At 45.9% G+C, this 16300-nt stretch carries 12 protein-coding genes and 1 pseudogene; 9 read left to right on the forward strand and 4 right to left on the reverse strand.

What is annotated here, in order from left to right; translation table 11 throughout:
* Positions 1 to 90: 90 nt before the first annotated feature.
* Positions 91 to 348: a hypothetical protein gene (locus tag ACO0K1_RS16025; RefSeq protein ID WP_423027498.1), complete on the reverse strand. Its 258-nt coding sequence runs from the start codon at positions 346 to 348 to the stop codon at positions 91 to 93.
* Between the two features lie 74 nt (positions 349 to 422).
* Between ACO0K1_RS16025 and ACO0K1_RS16030 the strand changes: the two genes are divergently transcribed.
* From ACO0K1_RS16030 to ACO0K1_RS16070, 9 genes are all read left to right on the forward strand, one after another.
* On the forward strand, positions 423 to 1154 hold the full coding sequence (locus ACO0K1_RS16030; RefSeq protein WP_423027500.1) for a tyrosine-type recombinase/integrase: 732 nt from the start codon (positions 423 to 425) through the stop codon (positions 1152 to 1154).
* A 254-nt stretch (positions 1155 to 1408) separates the two neighbouring features.
* The gene (locus ACO0K1_RS16035) at positions 1409 to 3742 is read left to right on the forward strand and encodes a type I restriction-modification system subunit M (RefSeq protein ID WP_423027502.1); all 2334 of its coding nucleotides are present in this window, start codon (positions 1409 to 1411) and stop codon (positions 3740 to 3742) included.
* Entirely contained in the window at positions 3739 to 4758 is a 1020-nt protein-coding gene (locus ACO0K1_RS16040; protein ID WP_423027504.1) for a PDDEXK nuclease domain-containing protein, read from the forward strand. The genes ACO0K1_RS16035 and ACO0K1_RS16040 overlap by 4 nt, the downstream gene beginning before the upstream one ends.
* Positions 4755 to 6104, forward strand: coding sequence for a restriction endonuclease subunit S (locus ACO0K1_RS16045; RefSeq protein WP_423027506.1), 1350 nt, complete (start codon positions 4755 to 4757; stop codon positions 6102 to 6104). Before ACO0K1_RS16040 ends, ACO0K1_RS16045 begins: the two co-directional genes overlap by 4 nt.
* 224 nt (positions 6105 to 6328) lie before the next feature.
* Positions 6329 to 7366, forward strand: a complete 1038-nt coding sequence (locus ACO0K1_RS16050) for a PDDEXK nuclease domain-containing protein (RefSeq protein WP_423027508.1) — start codon at positions 6329 to 6331, stop codon at positions 7364 to 7366.
* 22 nt (positions 7367 to 7388) lie between these two features.
* Positions 7389 to 10658 carry a type I restriction endonuclease subunit R gene (locus tag ACO0K1_RS16055; RefSeq protein WP_423027510.1) on the forward strand — a complete coding sequence of 1090 codons (3270 nt, stop codon included), beginning with the start codon at positions 7389 to 7391 and terminating at the stop codon, positions 10656 to 10658.
* Positions 10659 to 10717: 59 nt separating this feature from the next.
* Positions 10718 to 11548, forward strand: a complete 831-nt coding sequence (locus tag ACO0K1_RS16060) for a hypothetical protein (RefSeq protein WP_423027512.1) — start codon at positions 10718 to 10720, stop codon at positions 11546 to 11548.
* 36 nt (positions 11549 to 11584) lie between these two features.
* Entirely contained in the window at positions 11585 to 12268 is a 684-nt protein-coding gene (locus tag ACO0K1_RS16065; protein ID WP_423027514.1) for a hypothetical protein, read from the forward strand.
* Positions 12269 to 12503: 235 nt separating this feature from the next.
* A complete protein-coding gene (locus ACO0K1_RS16070) occupies positions 12504 to 14819 on the forward strand; it encodes a DUF4062 domain-containing protein (protein ID WP_423027516.1) in 2316 nt (771 codons plus the stop codon).
* 115 nt (positions 14820 to 14934) lie between these two features.
* Here the strand turns inward: ACO0K1_RS16070 and ACO0K1_RS16075 are convergent, their stop codons facing one another.
* The 3 genes and pseudogenes from ACO0K1_RS16075 to ACO0K1_RS16085 all read right to left on the reverse strand — a co-directional run.
* A complete protein-coding gene (locus tag ACO0K1_RS16075) occupies positions 14935 to 15729 on the reverse strand; it encodes a TRAFs-binding domain-containing protein (RefSeq protein WP_423027518.1) in 795 nt (264 codons plus the stop codon).
* A gap of 82 nt (positions 15730 to 15811) precedes the next feature.
* A pseudogene (locus tag ACO0K1_RS16080) lies at positions 15812 to 16174 on the reverse strand (DDE-type integrase/transposase/recombinase); the annotation flags it as partial.
* Positions 16175 to 16202: 28 nt separating this feature from the next.
* The coding region (locus ACO0K1_RS16085) for a transposase domain-containing protein (protein ID WP_423027520.1) at positions 16203 to 16300 on the reverse strand (98 nt) is incomplete at its 5' end.

The raw sequence follows: 16300 nt of genomic DNA on the forward strand, positions 1-16300 counted from the left end.
GTTTTTATATCACAATCCTTTAGCCAAAGCCCCAAGTCGAGTAATGTCGTCGATTAAGAACGTTGTCACGCAGGGGATATGCTCCGAGGGCTACGACGTGCAATCCGTGCGTTCGATCAGCGGTGCCGCTCTTCGTTGTGTCATGGTTTGAAATGCTGAATCGGTGTTGCCATGGGGGACAGTCGTATCATCACCCCCATGGAATAACAGAATGAGTGATTGTGCCGTCCAGTCATAATCATTGCTTTGAGCAATAATATGAGCAGTGTCGTCGTTGAGGAAATTATCCAGAAAAGTAGGATCAAAGTTTATATCGCTTTGACTGCCAAGAGCAGAATGAAGTAGCAAATTGCGCACATTCGCCCTGTCATTTGTGGCGCTGTGAACGACAAAAAGGCGATCTAACGTAGGCTGAGGGGTCAATGATCGATAATATCGTCAGCCCAGATTACGACATGGATAATATTCGATCAAGGATTTTGTCAGATCATGAAATATTTGAGCTGAATATGCTCCTCCAAATCCAAGAAATGAAATATGAGAATGCGTCTAACCGCCGTATTGCAGAACGACCCGTAGTAAAGACGACGCAACTTGCATTCTGGATCATGCTGTCGACAATTTGTAGGGTAGGGGAATTAAGTATGTCCCGCTGTGAACATGTCGATTTCGACTCGAAAACGTGGCAAATCCCTAAAAAGGACGTTAAAAACAAAGTATCTGCAATCGTGATCTTTCTGACTGACTATGCTTTTTATTACTTCAAAAAGCTCTATGAAATTACAGGTTACAGTGATTGGTGCTTTCCAGACTCGACAGGTGAGAACTGCATTGGTAGAAAGGTCATCGCAGATCAAATTAGCGACCGTCAAGTGATGTTTAAGCTTGATGCAGACGGTAACCCAGCGCGCCCAAAGAAGAATCGTAAGAACGATAACTCACTGGTGCTGGGCCGTGGCGAAAACGGCAAATGGACACCTCATGACGTTCGCCGGACAGGTTCCACCATCATGCAAAGATTGAATATCCCCTTAGTTACTATCAACCGCTGCCAAAATCACGTTGTTCCGGGTGAGAAGGTGAACAGACATTATTTGCACCATGATTACGCCGGGAAACTAAAGAGGTGTGGGACTTGCTTGGTAATTACTTAGGAATTGCGATGAGTGGCAGTGATACAGAAGAATTCGTGTTGTCCAACTCAATAAAAAACGTAATCCATTTGCCTTAAGCACTTCGTGAATGAAAAGTGATTCATTCTCTAGTCACTAGGTTGCCTTTAGAGTAATATCTTTGCGTTCACAAAAGTTCCTCTATGTAGCTAGATGTCATTGTAATAATTTTACTAAAGATCTACTTACGAGGGCTATCAATTGCACAACTCGAATCAAAAGACAAAGAATAATAAATGTCCCAAACATCTAATAACCTCGCCACCGACTCTTGGGCAATTGCCGACCTGCTGCGCGGTGACTTCAGACAAAGCCAATATGGCCGCATTATTCTGCCGTTTTGTTTGCTACGCCGCTTAGAGTGCGTGCTGGAAGCAAGCAAAGAAGCAGTACTCGCTGAACACCAAAAAGTACAGGCGATGAATCTGCCAGAAGAAGCGCAAGAAAAACTCATTTTGCGCTCGACGGGTGGATTGAGCTTCTTTAATACGTCCAAAATGGATCTATCCAAGCTTGGTGAGAGCGGTATCAAAGCCAACTTAGAAAGCTACATCCAAAGCTTCTCCAAAGATGCGCGTGAAATCTTTGAATACTTCAATTTTGCTGAATTCATCGGCCAACTGAGCGACGCCAATCTACTCTACAAGGTCGTACAAAAGGTACGCACCATTGATCTGAGCCCCAATGTCGTCTCGAATCATGATATGGGGTTGGTCTTTGAAGAACTGATCCGGCGCTTTGCAGAGAGTTCTAATGACACCGCAGGTGAACACTTCACCCCACGCGACATCGTCCGGCTGACAACCTCTTTGGTCTTTATGGAAGATGATGAAGCACTGACCAAGCCTGGCATTATCCGCACCATTTACGATCCTACCGCAGGGACAGGCGGTTTCTTGTCTGCCGGTATGGAGTATGTGCACGAGCTCAACCCCAACGCAGTCATGCGTGCCTTCGGCCAAGAATTAAACCCCGAAAGCTACGCCATTTGTAAAGCGGATATGCTGATCAAAGGCCAAGAGGTCAGCAACATCAAGCTGGGCAATACCCTGTCTAACGATCAGCTCTACGCGACCACATTCGATTACATGCTCTCTAATCCACCATTTGGCGTTGATTGGAAAAAAATCGAAGACGACATCGCCAAAGAACACACTGAAAAAGGCTTTGATGGCCGCTTTGGTGCTGGTTTGCCGCGTGTCTCGGATGGCTCCTTGTTATTCCTGCTGCACTTAATCAGCAAGCTGCGCGATAGCAAAGAAGGAGGCGGTCGCATCGGCATTATTCTCAATGGCTCGCCCTTATTTACCGGTGGCGCTGGTAGCGGTGAATCAGAAATCCGTCGCTATATTTTAGAATCCGATTTGCTCGAAGCTATCGTCGCCTTGCCCACCGACATGTTCTATAACACCGGTATCGCTACCTACGTCTGGGTCTTGTCGAACAAAAAAGTACCTGAGCGTAAAGGCTTGGTACAACTCATTAACGGCAGCAACCTCTGCGGCAAGATGCGCAAATCCTTGGGTAGCAAGCGCAATGAGATGAGCGATGACGATATCCGCACCATCACGCAATGCTTTGGTCACTTTGAAGTCGTCGATGCACGTGAGCTGGATAAACCGACTGAGGCTAAAAGCAATCGCGGTCGTCAATCTGCCAATCCCAAGACAGAAGCCGCCAAAACCTTCGCCGCCAAAATCTTCAAAACCCATGAATTTGGCTACCGCCGCATCACCATAGAACGTCCGTTGCGCCAGTCTTATCAGTTTAGCGATGAACGTATCGCCACTTTGCGTTTTGAATCCGGTGCGTTAAATAGCGTGATGCAATGGGTCTACACAGAATTCGCCCATCTACCCGCCGCGCTGTGGAGCGACGCAGCGGATTGTCGGCATTACGGCGACCTCAGCAGCCATGAAGAAGCGATTCGCCGCCACATCAAGATCCATTTTGCTGACCTCAAAGAAAAGCAAATCAAAGACTTGCTCAATCGCGATACCTGGACCAGTACCAAAGCGACCATGCTCAAAGCCCAGGCGCTGCAATCTAAGCTAGGCAACGCGCAATTTGACGACATGAATCACTACGACGATGCCATCGCTGGCGCAGCCAAAGCCGCAGGCATCAGCTTGGATGCCAAAGACAAAAAAGCCATCGAATCCGCCGTCAGCTGGAAAAACCCGTCGGCTCAGCCAGTCATCAAAAAAATCCACAAAGCCAAAGTCGCCCCAATCTACGGCTTGTTTAACGTCGAGGGCAAAACCATCGAATACAAAGCCGATGGTGATTTACGGGATTTTGAAAATGTCGCCCTCGATCCGTCTAAAACAGTCAACGACATCAACGAAGCCTACTTCAACAAAGAAGTTCAGCCGCACGTACCAGACGCCTGGATCGACGCCAGCAAGAAGGATGATAAAGACCAGCAAATCGGCATCGTCGGTTATGAAATCCCGTTCAATCGCCATTTCTACCAATACCAACCACCGCGCGATCTTGCAGAAATCGACGCCGATCTGGATGCCGTGAGCGCAGAAATCATGAAGCTGCTGCAAGAGGTGCATTCATGAGCAACGTCAATGTGAGTCATGTTGCGCAGCCTGACTTTGCCGAAGTCGTCCACCTGATCACCGCCGCCCGCCAGCAAGCGTACCAAGCGGTCAACACCACCCTGATCGAACTATATTGGCAGGTTGGTGCCATCATCAGCAATAAAATTAAAGCCGCAGTATGGGGCGATGGCGTGGTAGACGCACTGGCAAAACACTTAGCGACCACGCAGCCTAACCTCAAAGGCTTTACCCGTGCCAATATGTTTCGTATGCGGCAGTTTTACGAGACATATCAGGATGATAAGATTGTCGCACCACTGGTGAGACAATTGCCGTGGACACACAATCTGATTATCTTGAGCCAAAGCAAGCGCCCTGAAGAGCGTGATTTTTACCTGCGTATGGCAGTCCAAGAACGCTGGAGCAAACGCGAGCTGGAGCGACAATTCAATACCGCCTTGTTTGCACGGGTGGTGTTGAATCCGATAAAAGTCTCACCAGCGGTGACACAATTACACCCAGAAGCCCTCAGCGTCTTCAAAGACAGCTACATCGTTGATTTTTTAAGTCTGCCAGAACAACACAGCGAGGCGGATCTTCACCAAGGCTTGCTCGCCAAGCTTAAGCACTTCTTGCTCGAACTGGGACGCGACTTTTGTTTTGTCGGTAGCGAATACGCTATCCAAGTCGGCAAACAGGACTTTGCCCTCGATCTCTTATTCTTTCATCGCGGCTTGAATGCCCTGGTCGCGATTGAATTGAAAGTCGATCGTTTTAGCCCAGCACACTTGGGGCAACTCAACTTCTATCTGGAAGCGCTGGACCGCGACCACAAAAAGCCACACGAAAACCCTGCCATTGGCGTGTTGCTGTGCGCCAGCAAAGATGATGAAGTCGTCGAATACGCACTGAGCCGCAGCTTGTCTCCCGCGATGATCGCTGAATACCAAACCCAACTGCCCGATAAGAAATTGCTGCAAGCCAAGCTGCATGAGTTTTATATGTTGAATCTGGCGCAGGAGGGGGAGGTATGAGTCGGTATAAGGCTTATCCTGAGTACAAAGACTCAGAAGTAGAATGGCTGGGGCAAATTCCTATTCAATGGAAGCTTACGCGAGTTAAATATATATCTGAACTGACGCCGAAGAAGCCCATCATAGAAAGAAGCTTGGAGTGCAGTTTCATTCCAATGGAAAAGCTTAAGACCGATTCGATAATGTTAGATGAATCCCGCGTTGTCGGTGACGTTTATGATGGCTACACGTATTTTCAAGATGACGACATATTGATGGCCAAAGTGACGCCATGTTTTGAAAATAAAAATATTGCAGTTGCAAAAAACTTGGCGAACGGAATTGGATTTGGCTCGTCCGAAATTTACGTGATACGAACCAAAAGAGACGTTTGCAATAGATATTGGTTTTACCGCTTTCAGGAAGATTCCTTTATGGATGTCGCTACTGCAGCGATGACCGGTGCTGGTGGCTTGAAACGCGTTCCTTCTGATGTAATTACAAACTTTACCGCAGCCTTGCCATCATTTCTTGAACAACAAAAAATCGCCAGCTTCCTCGACCACGAAACCGCTAAGATTGATACCCTGATCGCGAAGCAGCAAGAGTTGATCAAGCTGCTGAAAGAAAAACGGCAGGCGGTGATTAGTCATGCCGTCACCAAAGGCCTCAACCCCAACGCCCCCATGCGCGACTCCGGCGTTGAGTGGCTGGGTGAAGTGCCAGCGCATTGGGTCGTTGCTGGATTTAAGAAATACTTGAACAACATTGTCGATTATCGTGGAAAGACACCAGAGAAATGCGATTCCGGAGTTTTTTTAGTTACCGCTCGCAACATAAAAAACGGGAAAATTAACTATGAGGCATCGCAGGAATACATCGCGGAACGCGACTACGAGATTGTAATGAGTCGCGGTAAACCCCGAATTGGCGAGATCCTATTTACAACTGAAGCACCTTTGGGTGAAGTTGCTAGCGTAGATAGAGAAGATATCGCCTTAGCACAGAGGATTATTAAATTTGATGGTCATGCAGGTGTCCTAAGTAACGACTATCTAAAATATTTAATTATGTCGGATCAATTTCAGCAGAGTTTGTTTATGTTTGCATCTGGTTCAACTGCTCTAGGGATAAAAGTTGAAAGGCTTGTGTATTTGCGGGCTTTGGTACCTCCGATGAGCGAGCAACTGAATATCGTAAATCATATACAGACGACCTCAAACAGACTTGATAATCTTATCCAGAGAGCTGTAGACGCGATAGACGTAATCAAGGAACGCCGCACAGCCCTAATCTCCGCCGCCGTCACAGGAAAAATCGACGTACGCGATTGGCAGCCGCCTGTGTCAGAGGCACAAGCCGCATGAGCAGCGCAAGCGCCCGCGCCGTCATTCCCGCATGTTTTTGGCGGGAATCCAGTGACGTGAATTTACGCGCAGCGTCTTATCAAAAATGGCGCGATGCGAAGTTAAAGCCGCTGGATTCCCGCTTTCGCGGGAATGACGAAGGGTGTGTTCGGATTTCAAATGGGTGTCAACTTAAATTCTATAGCGTAACAAGATAGTTCAATCGAGAAGTGAGAACTCCAAAAATGAATCAAATTGCCCCGCAAAACCCCTTACTGCAAGCCATACGTGAGCTAGTTCAGCAGGCACGCCAGCAAGTCCAGCGCAGTGTGGATAGCGCGATGGTGCAAACTTATTGGCATATTGGCCGCTTGATTGTGGAAGATGAACAGCAGGGCGAGGCTCGGGCCGAATACGGCGCGCAACAACTTGAGCAATTAAGTACACGATTGACCGATGAATTTGGCAAAGGGTTTGATGTACGCAACCTGCGCAATATGCGTGCTTTTTTTCGAGCATTTCCAATTCGGTACGCACTGCGTACCGAATTGAGTTGGACGCATTATCGTTGTCTGATTCGCATCGAAAATCCTGACGCACGCGAGTGGTATGCGCAGGAAGCTATTACACAGGGCTGGAGTGCCAGAGCCTTGGAGCGGCAAATCGGCGTGCTTTACTACGAGCGTCTGCTTGCCAGTAAGGAACGATTGCCGGTAGAGCTGGAAGCCAAAGTTCAAACCGATGCGCTGCAATTGCATCCTAAAGACTATTTGCGCGATCCTTATATTTTGGATTTTCTGAATTTGGACAGCGGTGCTTACCAGGAAGCCGATTTGGAAAATGGCATCATCAATAATTTGCAAAAATTCTTATTAGAGCTGGGTAAAGGCTTCGCCTTTGTTGAAAGACAGCAGCGTATCAAGACTGAGGATGGTGACTATTTCATTCATTTGGTGTTCTATAACTTCCATCTGAAGTGCTTTTTGCTGATCGACTTAAAGCTCAATAAATTGACGCATCAAGATGTCGGGCAGATGGATATGTATGTGCGTATGTACGAAGAGCAAAAACGCCGAGCCGACGACAACCCGACCATCGGTTTAATTTTATGCAGCGAGCACAATCACACCGTGGCTAAATACTCTGTTTTAAAAGATAGCCAACAATTGTTTAGTTCGAAATACCTCACCGAACTCCCCAGCGAAGCCGAATTGAAACAAGAGTTAGAGCGCGAACGATTACGCGTGCAATTGCAATTGGCCGAAAGAAAGAGCGATGCATAATGACAATAGAAATTAGAGCGCAATGATGAGCAAAGCCAACGAACTGACCTTTCAAAATGACATGATCCGCCAGCTACAAGCCAACGGCTGGTTGCTAGGCAAAGCAGAGCATTACAACCGCGAACTGGCTTTGTATCCTGAGGATGTGCTGGGCTTTGTCAAAGACACGCAAGATGAGCAATGGCAAAAATTTTGTGCCTTGTATCCGGTGCAGCCTGAGCAAAAGTTCTTGGAGCGTTTGGCGCAGCAATTGAATAAGGCTGACCCCAATGCGGCGAATAAAGAAATCCGCAGCTTTGGTACGCTGGGCGTGTTGCGGCATGAGCTCAAAGATCGTAGCACGCGCTTTACTTTATGCCAGTTTGCACCGGAACATGATCTCAACCCGGATACGCTGGAGCGCTACAAGCAGAACCGTTTGCGCGTGGTGCCTGAGCTGACGTACAGCCCGTGGGCGACCGCTGCGCATCTGGCAGAAACGGGCGTTAAAGCCAAAGAATGGCGTATTGATTTGGTCTTGTTCGTTAATGGTATCCCGGTTGCGACGTTGGAGTTGAAGTCTGAATTTAAGCAAGCGGTACACAATGCGATGAAGCAGTATCGCACTACACGTTTGCCCGTGGACCCAATCACCAAAAAGCCAGAACCCTTGCTGACCTTCAAGCGCGGTGCGTTGGTGCATTTTGCGGTGAGTCAGTACGAAGTCTGTATGACCACGCGTTTAGAAGGCGAAAGCACTTTCTTCCTGCCGTTTAACAAAGGCACGCATGATGGCGGCGCGGGGAATGATGCCCCTGTAGACGTGAACCAATACGCGACCGATTATCTGTGGAACGAAGTCTTATTGCCCGATAACCTGCTCAAAATCCTTGGCCGCTATGTGCATTTGCAGATCGAAGACAAAGAAGACTGGGAAGGGCGCAAGTACAAAAAAGAAAGCCTGATTTTTCCGCGCTACCATCAATGGGATGTGGTGAACAAGTTGCTTGATGCCGCGCGCACAGAAGGGCCGGGGCACAAGTATCTGATTCAACACAGCGCCGGTTCTGGTAAATCCAATTCGATTGCCTGGTCAGCGCATCAATTGTCGTCACTCTACGATGACAAAGGTAACAAGCTATTCCATTCGGTGATCGTCGTCACTGACCGCACGGTGCTGGATGCGCAACTGCAAGACACGATTGCCCAGTTTGAGCAAACTGACGGTGTAGTGGGACGCATCAATAATCAAGAAGGCGATGGTTCTAAATCTGAAAAGCTTGCCAAGGCATTAGAAAACTCTCAGCCCATTATCATCGTCACGATACAAACCTTTCCATTTGTATTAAAAGCGATCGAAAACAGCGTCAGCCTTAAAGAGCGTAATTACGTCGTCATTGCCGATGAGGCGCATTCGTCGCAAACCGGTTCTACTGCCCGGCAGTTAAAAGAAGTCTTGATGGTCGATGGCAGCGCCAGCGAGGAGGATGAGTTATCGACAGAAGATATTCTGGATGCCGCCGTCTCCTCACGCCGCGCCTCTAACAACCTTAGCTATCTCGCGTTTACCGCCACACCTAAGACTAAGACCTTAGAATTATTCGGTCGCTTGCCGCGCCCTGAAGAGCCAGCTTCTAAGACCAATAAGCCAGCCGCATTTCATGTCTACAGCATGCGCCAGGCCATCGAAGAGGGCTTTATTCTTGATGTGTTGAAGAACTACACCAACTACAAAGTCGCTTATAACCTGGCGATGAAGATGAAGGATGTCGACCAAGAAGTCGAAAGCAAAAAAGCCAAGGTCAAGCTCAATCAATGGGTGCGTCTGCACGATCACAATATCAGCCAAAAAGTGATGGTGATCGTCGAGCACTTTAAAACCCACGTGATGGGCTTGTTAGGTGGCCAAGCGAAGGCGATGGTGGTCACCAGCTCGCGTAAAGAGGCGGTGCGCTATAAACAAGCGTTTGATAAATATCTCATTGAAAAAATGAAGAGCGAGCAAGGCTATCAACAGATCCATGCCATGGTGGCGTTTTCTGGCGAAGTCGAGTTCAACGACAAAGACCCGAATGCAGAGATGTTCCTTGGGCAGAAATTCACTGAAACCAATATGAACCCGAATCTCAAAGGCCGCGACATGCGCAAAGCCTTTGATACGGACGATTATCAAGTCATGATCGTAGCGAACAAGTTTCAGACCGGCTTTGACCAGCCTAAGCTGTGCGCGATGTACGTCGATAAAAAGCTGGGCGGTGTTGAGTGCGTACAAACACTATCACGCCTAAACCGTACTTATCCGGGCAAGGCTGAGGTGGGCACATTCATTCTGGACTTCTTTAACGAGCCGGAAGAGATTCTGGCGGCGTTTCAGCCGTACTTCCAGACGGCGGAGTTGGCAGACGTGTCGAATCCTAATCTGATATTTGATCTCTACGACAAACTACGCGCTGCCGATATCTTTACCTGGACAGAAGTCGAACAATTCTGCGATGCTTTCTTCGTTAAAAGTAAGAGCAACGCTGCAATCGCCAATATTTGCAAGCCTGCCGTAGAGCGCTGGCAGAAGCGCTATAAGCACGCAGTAGAAGCGTACAAGCAAGCCAAAGAGATGTTTGAGCGCCAAAAGAAATTGAACGACGCCGTGCTGATTGCGAATGCCGAAAACAGCTTCAAAGAGTGTAAGCGTGCAAAAGACGCCCTAGAGATTTTCAAAAAAGACCTTGGCACCTTTGTGCGCTTTTACGAGTTCATGTCGCAAATCGTCGATTACAACGACAAAGACCTGGAAAAACTCAGCCTCTACGCCCGTAACCTGCGCCCCATGCTGCGCGAGACGATCATGGACGACGACGACATCGACTTATCCAGCATCGTGCTAAGCCACTACCGCGTCTCTAAAATTCGCCAACAACATTTAACGCTACAAGAGAACAGCGAAGAATACAAGCTGGAACCAGGCGAGGGAGCAGGTACCGCAAAAGCGAAAGACAAAAAGACCGAGTTCTTATCCCAAATTGTTCACCGCTTAAATGAGCTGTTCATCACCGATCAACTCACCGATGGCGATTTGGTTAGCTACGCCTACACGATTAGCGACAAGGTACGTGAAAATGACATCGTCATGCAGCAAATCGCCAATAACAGTGCGGAGCAGGCGATGTTGGGGGATTTTCCTAGGGCGGTGGATGATGCAATTTTGGGTAGTGCAGACGCACATCAGAATCAGATGATGCAGTTGTTGTCTGATCCGAGCAAGGCTAGATTATTTTCTAAGCTTATTTTTGAGATTGTGACCAGCGCGACAAGATAGTTTGGTAGTGACAATATTTTTTTAAGAAGCCATTGAAATTTTTTTTTGTAAGGTCGAACGTGCTCAATGCAATATTAAGCGGGAAAAAAGTAGGAAGTGGGCTAGCAGGTCTGAGCTTGCACGATAGCTTTGATGGATCTGAAGATCTTTTGACTTCTTCATTTTTGGAACGATTATTTTATTTTGAAGATAAGGTGCTTCAAGATATTTTCCTATCGCCTCAATTATGGCCAGAACTTCGCTATGATCGAAATGATGTTGTGCAAGAAATTTTATTTTGGCCGAAATTTGAGTTGCCGCAGCAACAAGTCGAGCCTGACTGCGTCATTATTTTTAATGAATGTATCGTAGTCATAGAAGCGAAGCGATGGGATTATCAAATTCAACAAAATCCGGAGCAGCTAGCGCGAGAATATCTTGCAGTAAAAAATAAATATACAGAGAAAGAAATCTTGATCCTTTGTGTTGGTGGTTTGGGAAATGATCAACCGAATACGATACGGGAATTAAAAGCAAAAACTATTACGGCTCTTGATGGTCTTACACCATCTAAGACTCGCAATGCTGATATTCGTTTTGCTGGTATTTCATGGGCGAATTTACTTGAACTCACGCGTAACTGTGTGTCACTTGAAAACAGCAACGCCGCAAGAAGAATTTTTATCGACATTGAGTCAGCGCTGGACGCACACGGCTTAAGTAGGTCTACACCAGTCTGGTTGTACGAACTGACTAACGAGGCTTGGCAAAAATTTCGTATGCTCCCCAGCCACATTCCAACTTGTTTTACGCCGACGGAGTTGCTGTCTGAAAATGTGGACGCTGTTTCAACGACATTTACTTCATTAAAAATTACGACTGAACCAAGCTTTTTTTGGAAATCACATTAAATCATTAACCCATAAACTCATTAAATTAAGGTAACGATGTCTCAATCTTCTGAAGAAACAAAAGCAGCGCTCACCGACGTGCGAAAAGCATTTCGTTTACTGTGGGCCTATAACAAACGCGTTTTTCATATAGTACAAAGAATTAACGAGCAGCTTGGATTTACTTTCTATTACACAGACAATTGGATCGCGCCTAAAAGTAGCGGTTCAGATTTTTGTACACGATGGGCTTGGGATGCACTTCCTACCGTCACAACAGGGTGGCTGATGTTGAGGCCAAATAAAAAAGAAGATGGAACGATCGTTACTCGCCCAGGTGACCAAAGTAACAATCCGTTGAAGGGCGAAATGCTCTTACATATTCTGCTGGTATCTGATAGCGGTTTTTCAGACGTTTATGCTAAACAAAAATCCGAACCTGACCCTTTAAAGTTTGCGGCGCCTGAATCTGCCGAGAGTCGCCTGATTTTGTCGATCTATGTTAATGACGTTGATCGGACAGAAAAGTTGAATTGGTACGACAGTATTTTCAAGCCAAATGCATCGAAAGCCGACTTTCTAGATAACTTCAAAAAAGAAAATCTAAATAACAACATTCGTCGTTATAGCAAATCTTATCTCTTGGAAGAATTTTTGGATGATGAGGGACTGATGTCGAGGATTAGTGAATTTCAAGACGGCGCACAGAACGCACTGAAAGTATCTTTAGGCTTAAGCTAGTACTCCAAGCGTCCATTTGAACAAGTGAACGCATGCTCGCCAAATTTAAGTCATTTATTCCACTCGTTTAGGTGGTGATTCTTCGTATAGCCACACGTTATACTTGATTTAATAAGTGACGTAGAAGCTGTCAGACGTTGAGCGTCGTCAGTAAAAAAAGTTTGTCATGACACACGACACGTTATATATCGCTTTTCATTTTTAAAAATCTTATTTTGATGTAAGGGGAAATTAGTTGTCAGTTCAACATATAGGAATTTTTATCTCATCTCGTTTTGCTGAATTCAACGATCTTCGTAAGGCGATAGCGCGGAAATTAAATGATTTTGCCTATGTCCCTTTACATCCTATTGAGCTCAATGATAACGGTGCTGATACCGAATCACCCTCATCACTTTGCATCAATTGGGTAAAACGCTCCGAGCTATTGATTCTGATTGTTGGTGATACCTACGGGCCTATTGTTCAAGGCACTGATTTGAGCTGTACACATATTGAATATCGTACTGCAATGGAGGAGGGGAGCGAAACACGCGTTTTACCTTTTTTCATTTCATCATCGCCGAAAGGCTCCGCTTCTTCTTTTGATGAGAAAAAGCTTGCCGAATTTAAATCGGAGGTGCTGAGTAATCAACGCGCTGCGGTTTATGATCGCCCCAAGACAGAAGACGATTTGCAATTGATTATCGATAGCATTGTCCACACTATTATTCGTACCGTTTGGGAAATTCGGTTTCAAGACAATGAACAGACGGCGGAAACAGACTGGGAAATCGGTGACGATGTCACTGGAATATCTGATACCGAGCTGACAAAGTTAACTTCAATTCGTCCGGAACCAATTTCGGAGATTGCATTACTACTCAAGCCACCTTCCGCTGAATCAGCACAAGATATCGCCCGAAACCAGAGGGCATTTGCTGCAGATGAACAATTGCGTGAAGCTCAGCTTGCACTGCAAATTAGTGAGAGGGGAATTGCAGAGAAACATCTGAGAGAGGCGTACGAACTCAGACCGTTGGATCCTGTTACGAACGAATGGCTCGCTCGTGTTTTGTTAAGTAAGGGTAAAAAAAGTGTGGCGCAAGAGGCCAGCAAATACGCAGAGAGAGCGGCCCGAATTTATGAAAAAACGGATCAGCCTTTACGTGCTGCTACTTCATTAATTCTTGCCGCTCGCGCAAGATCAGATGTTGATAAAGAACAGGCACAGAGCTACGCAGAAAGCGCTGTTGAGCAAGCCGGATGGTATGCACAAGCACATTTGGAACTTGCCCGGCAGCGTATTCATGCTGGAAAGATAGTCGATTCGAAGGCGTCATTGAAAAGAGCCTTTTACTGTCATCCAATTGTTCTAGACAACATTCTCGGTGATCTCGCTTTTGAGAAACACAGAGCGGATCTTGAGAATCTTATCAACGGGATTCAGACAGAGATAGATATTCCTGCGCAAAATATTCTGTTCGCACAAAGTAAAATTTCTGACATCTTAGGTCGATCTAACTCAAGAGATCAGAGCTTCATGTCGAGCCCAGTCCTGTCTCAGAGAATTTTCTCCTGCAGACGCATGATTCGACGTCAATTGCGAGACATTCGTGCGAAAGCAGTAGACTATATCCAGGCAAATAGGATGCGCAGGGAAATACATTGCGAGAGTGATGAGTATGCACTGGACGTCGGTGCGATGACCTTAAACATCAAACATATCATTGAAATTACCAAAGCGCCAGAAATAGGAAAGACGTTCGCCACTGGCGACGTGGTGCTTTGTTATCGTCTTTCTGGTTCAACAGTCATCCATACGTGGCTTGCACCAACTTCTCTCGAGATTCGTAGTATGTCCAAAGTGAAGGATGTTACGTTTACTGGACAGGACAAAATTTTAACGTGGAGTCCTAAGCTTACGTCTACTTCGGTAAAAGAATACAGAACCAAAGAACAGAACTACAACGAAGATCTTGCTCGGAAAGTGCGTGAGAAATCAATTTTAGGAGAGAAGGAAAAAAACGAAATTAATTCTCAAAGACGAGGATTTGCGCTCGGTGCCATTGGCGCTATTTGTGCATTTCCTTGGATGGAATTTTCATTCTTTCAGTTAGCAGCCGCTGTTACTGCCGCCTATGGTTTGAGTAATGGTTTCAGAGCGTTTTCTCGATTGCCACAGCTGCGTAAGCAAATAGCGCAAAGCGAAGCGGATATCAGTCGATTAAATCTGGCGATTAAAACGATTGAAGACAATATCTCTGAAATACAGAACCAAGCTGTTAGTGTGAAAAAGCAGTTACTCGATGCGATTGATATTTTCGAAAAGAAGGCGATTTCATTGTTATCAGTTGTGATGCCTTTTACGGGTATTCGTAGCGCACGGATAGGTGATTGGGTCGTTGTAGATACGAAAACGATCGACACTTATGCCAAAAAATTAGGAATGACCGTTGTCATTATCGATGATGAGTTACTTCAGATAAAAAATAATCTCGGATTATTTCGTGTAGAGCAGAAGAATGGAAGCGAAATCAAGCTTTCAAGAAAAAAGGCCTATTTCCCGTAAAAATTTGAGTTGTTTAATATGACTGTCATTGTCAGGTCTTCGTATTGCTTTTATTGCGCTGTATTCAAAAGTATATCGATACATGACAATGACATTTTTTAATGGTGCTATATCGCTACTGGTTGATGAAACTTAGCGTGTGGGTTTTGTTTTCTCTGTAAGTAGTGATTTCCCATTCGGCTGGCAGTAAAGCAAAGAATTGGTTTTCATGTTTCATTCCCTGTTCTTCATTACCCAAAGCAAAGCAACAGTTTGCAGCGGTTGCGTAAATCCACTTTTTATCTGACCGATCATCAAAGGATGGGGAATTCATCAACACGATCAAAGACGCCAAGATAGCCTCTCGTGTTTTTCTTGCGCAAATGCGATCATAAATTTTCTCTTCAGCATTGTCTTGCAACGTTGATCGATAATCATGACAGAGGGCTAAATTTTCGCCGTTATAGTAGTCTCGACGTACTTCATAGCCGCGGTTGTAGTATTGAATAGCGAAATCAAGATGTGTCGCGTTTTTTGTCGCTAACCAGAGTCGCTTGTGGATCGCTCCCGTTATTCCTAATGTCTCAGGGTCGTTAGTATCGTCAGGCAACAGTTGCTTGATAATCGCTAAGCCAGCATGCAAGGCTTCTAATTCTGTTGGTTTTTTAAATTTATAGGTTGCTAAAGCGAGTTGCTGTAAAACAAATGGATCGTTTTGTGTTAGTCGATTAGCTCTGCTAAATGCATTAATTGCATCGCCAAATGAACTTGCACTCATTGCGTGTTTGCCAGCTTCAATGAGGTTGGAAAGATTATCCTGAAACGCTTCGGTTTCTTTGACCAGTTCTTTATACTGCTCATCAGAAAGCATGGGTTGCTTAAGTTTTGGTATGTAGGTGTAGACTGGGCTATCGGGTTTTTGAGATAGCATCGCGCTCTTGATTAGGTTCTCAAGTTCGAGTCTCGCTCTTATCGCTTCCCGATATCCAATGTCTGTCCCAAGGTGCTCATATTTAAATGTGTTGATAGCCCAAACCCTGATGTGGGCGTTCTTCGTTGTAAAACATAAAGTATTTCGTTAAACCAAGCATCAGCTCCGGCACCGTAGCGTAACCATTTAAGTAGATGTCCTCGTACTTCACATTGCGCCACAGCCGTTCTACAAAGATATTGTCCAACGCTCGACCTCGACCATCCATGCTGATCCTGATGTCGCGGTGCAGCAGAACCTTAGTAAAACTATCGCTGGTAAATTGCGATCCCTGATCCGAATTAAATATCTCTGGTTTTCCATAGTGCCTGATTGCTTCTTCCAGGCAGTCCACGCAAAACCCTGCATCCATCGTATTCGACAATCGCCATGACAACACCTTGCGTATGCGTCCGACAGATCCACCTAAACAATCAGTGATTTGACGAATTCAATCGCAACGGCAGCAATTCATCAATACGATTATTTTTACAGGTAGGGAGTTTTTCCAACGTATCTTTAAGCCAAGCGA

The sequence above is a fragment of the Undibacterium sp. SXout20W genome (genome assembly GCF_049340285.1).
Classification (GTDB): Bacteria; Pseudomonadota; Gammaproteobacteria; order Burkholderiales; family Burkholderiaceae_D; genus Undibacterium.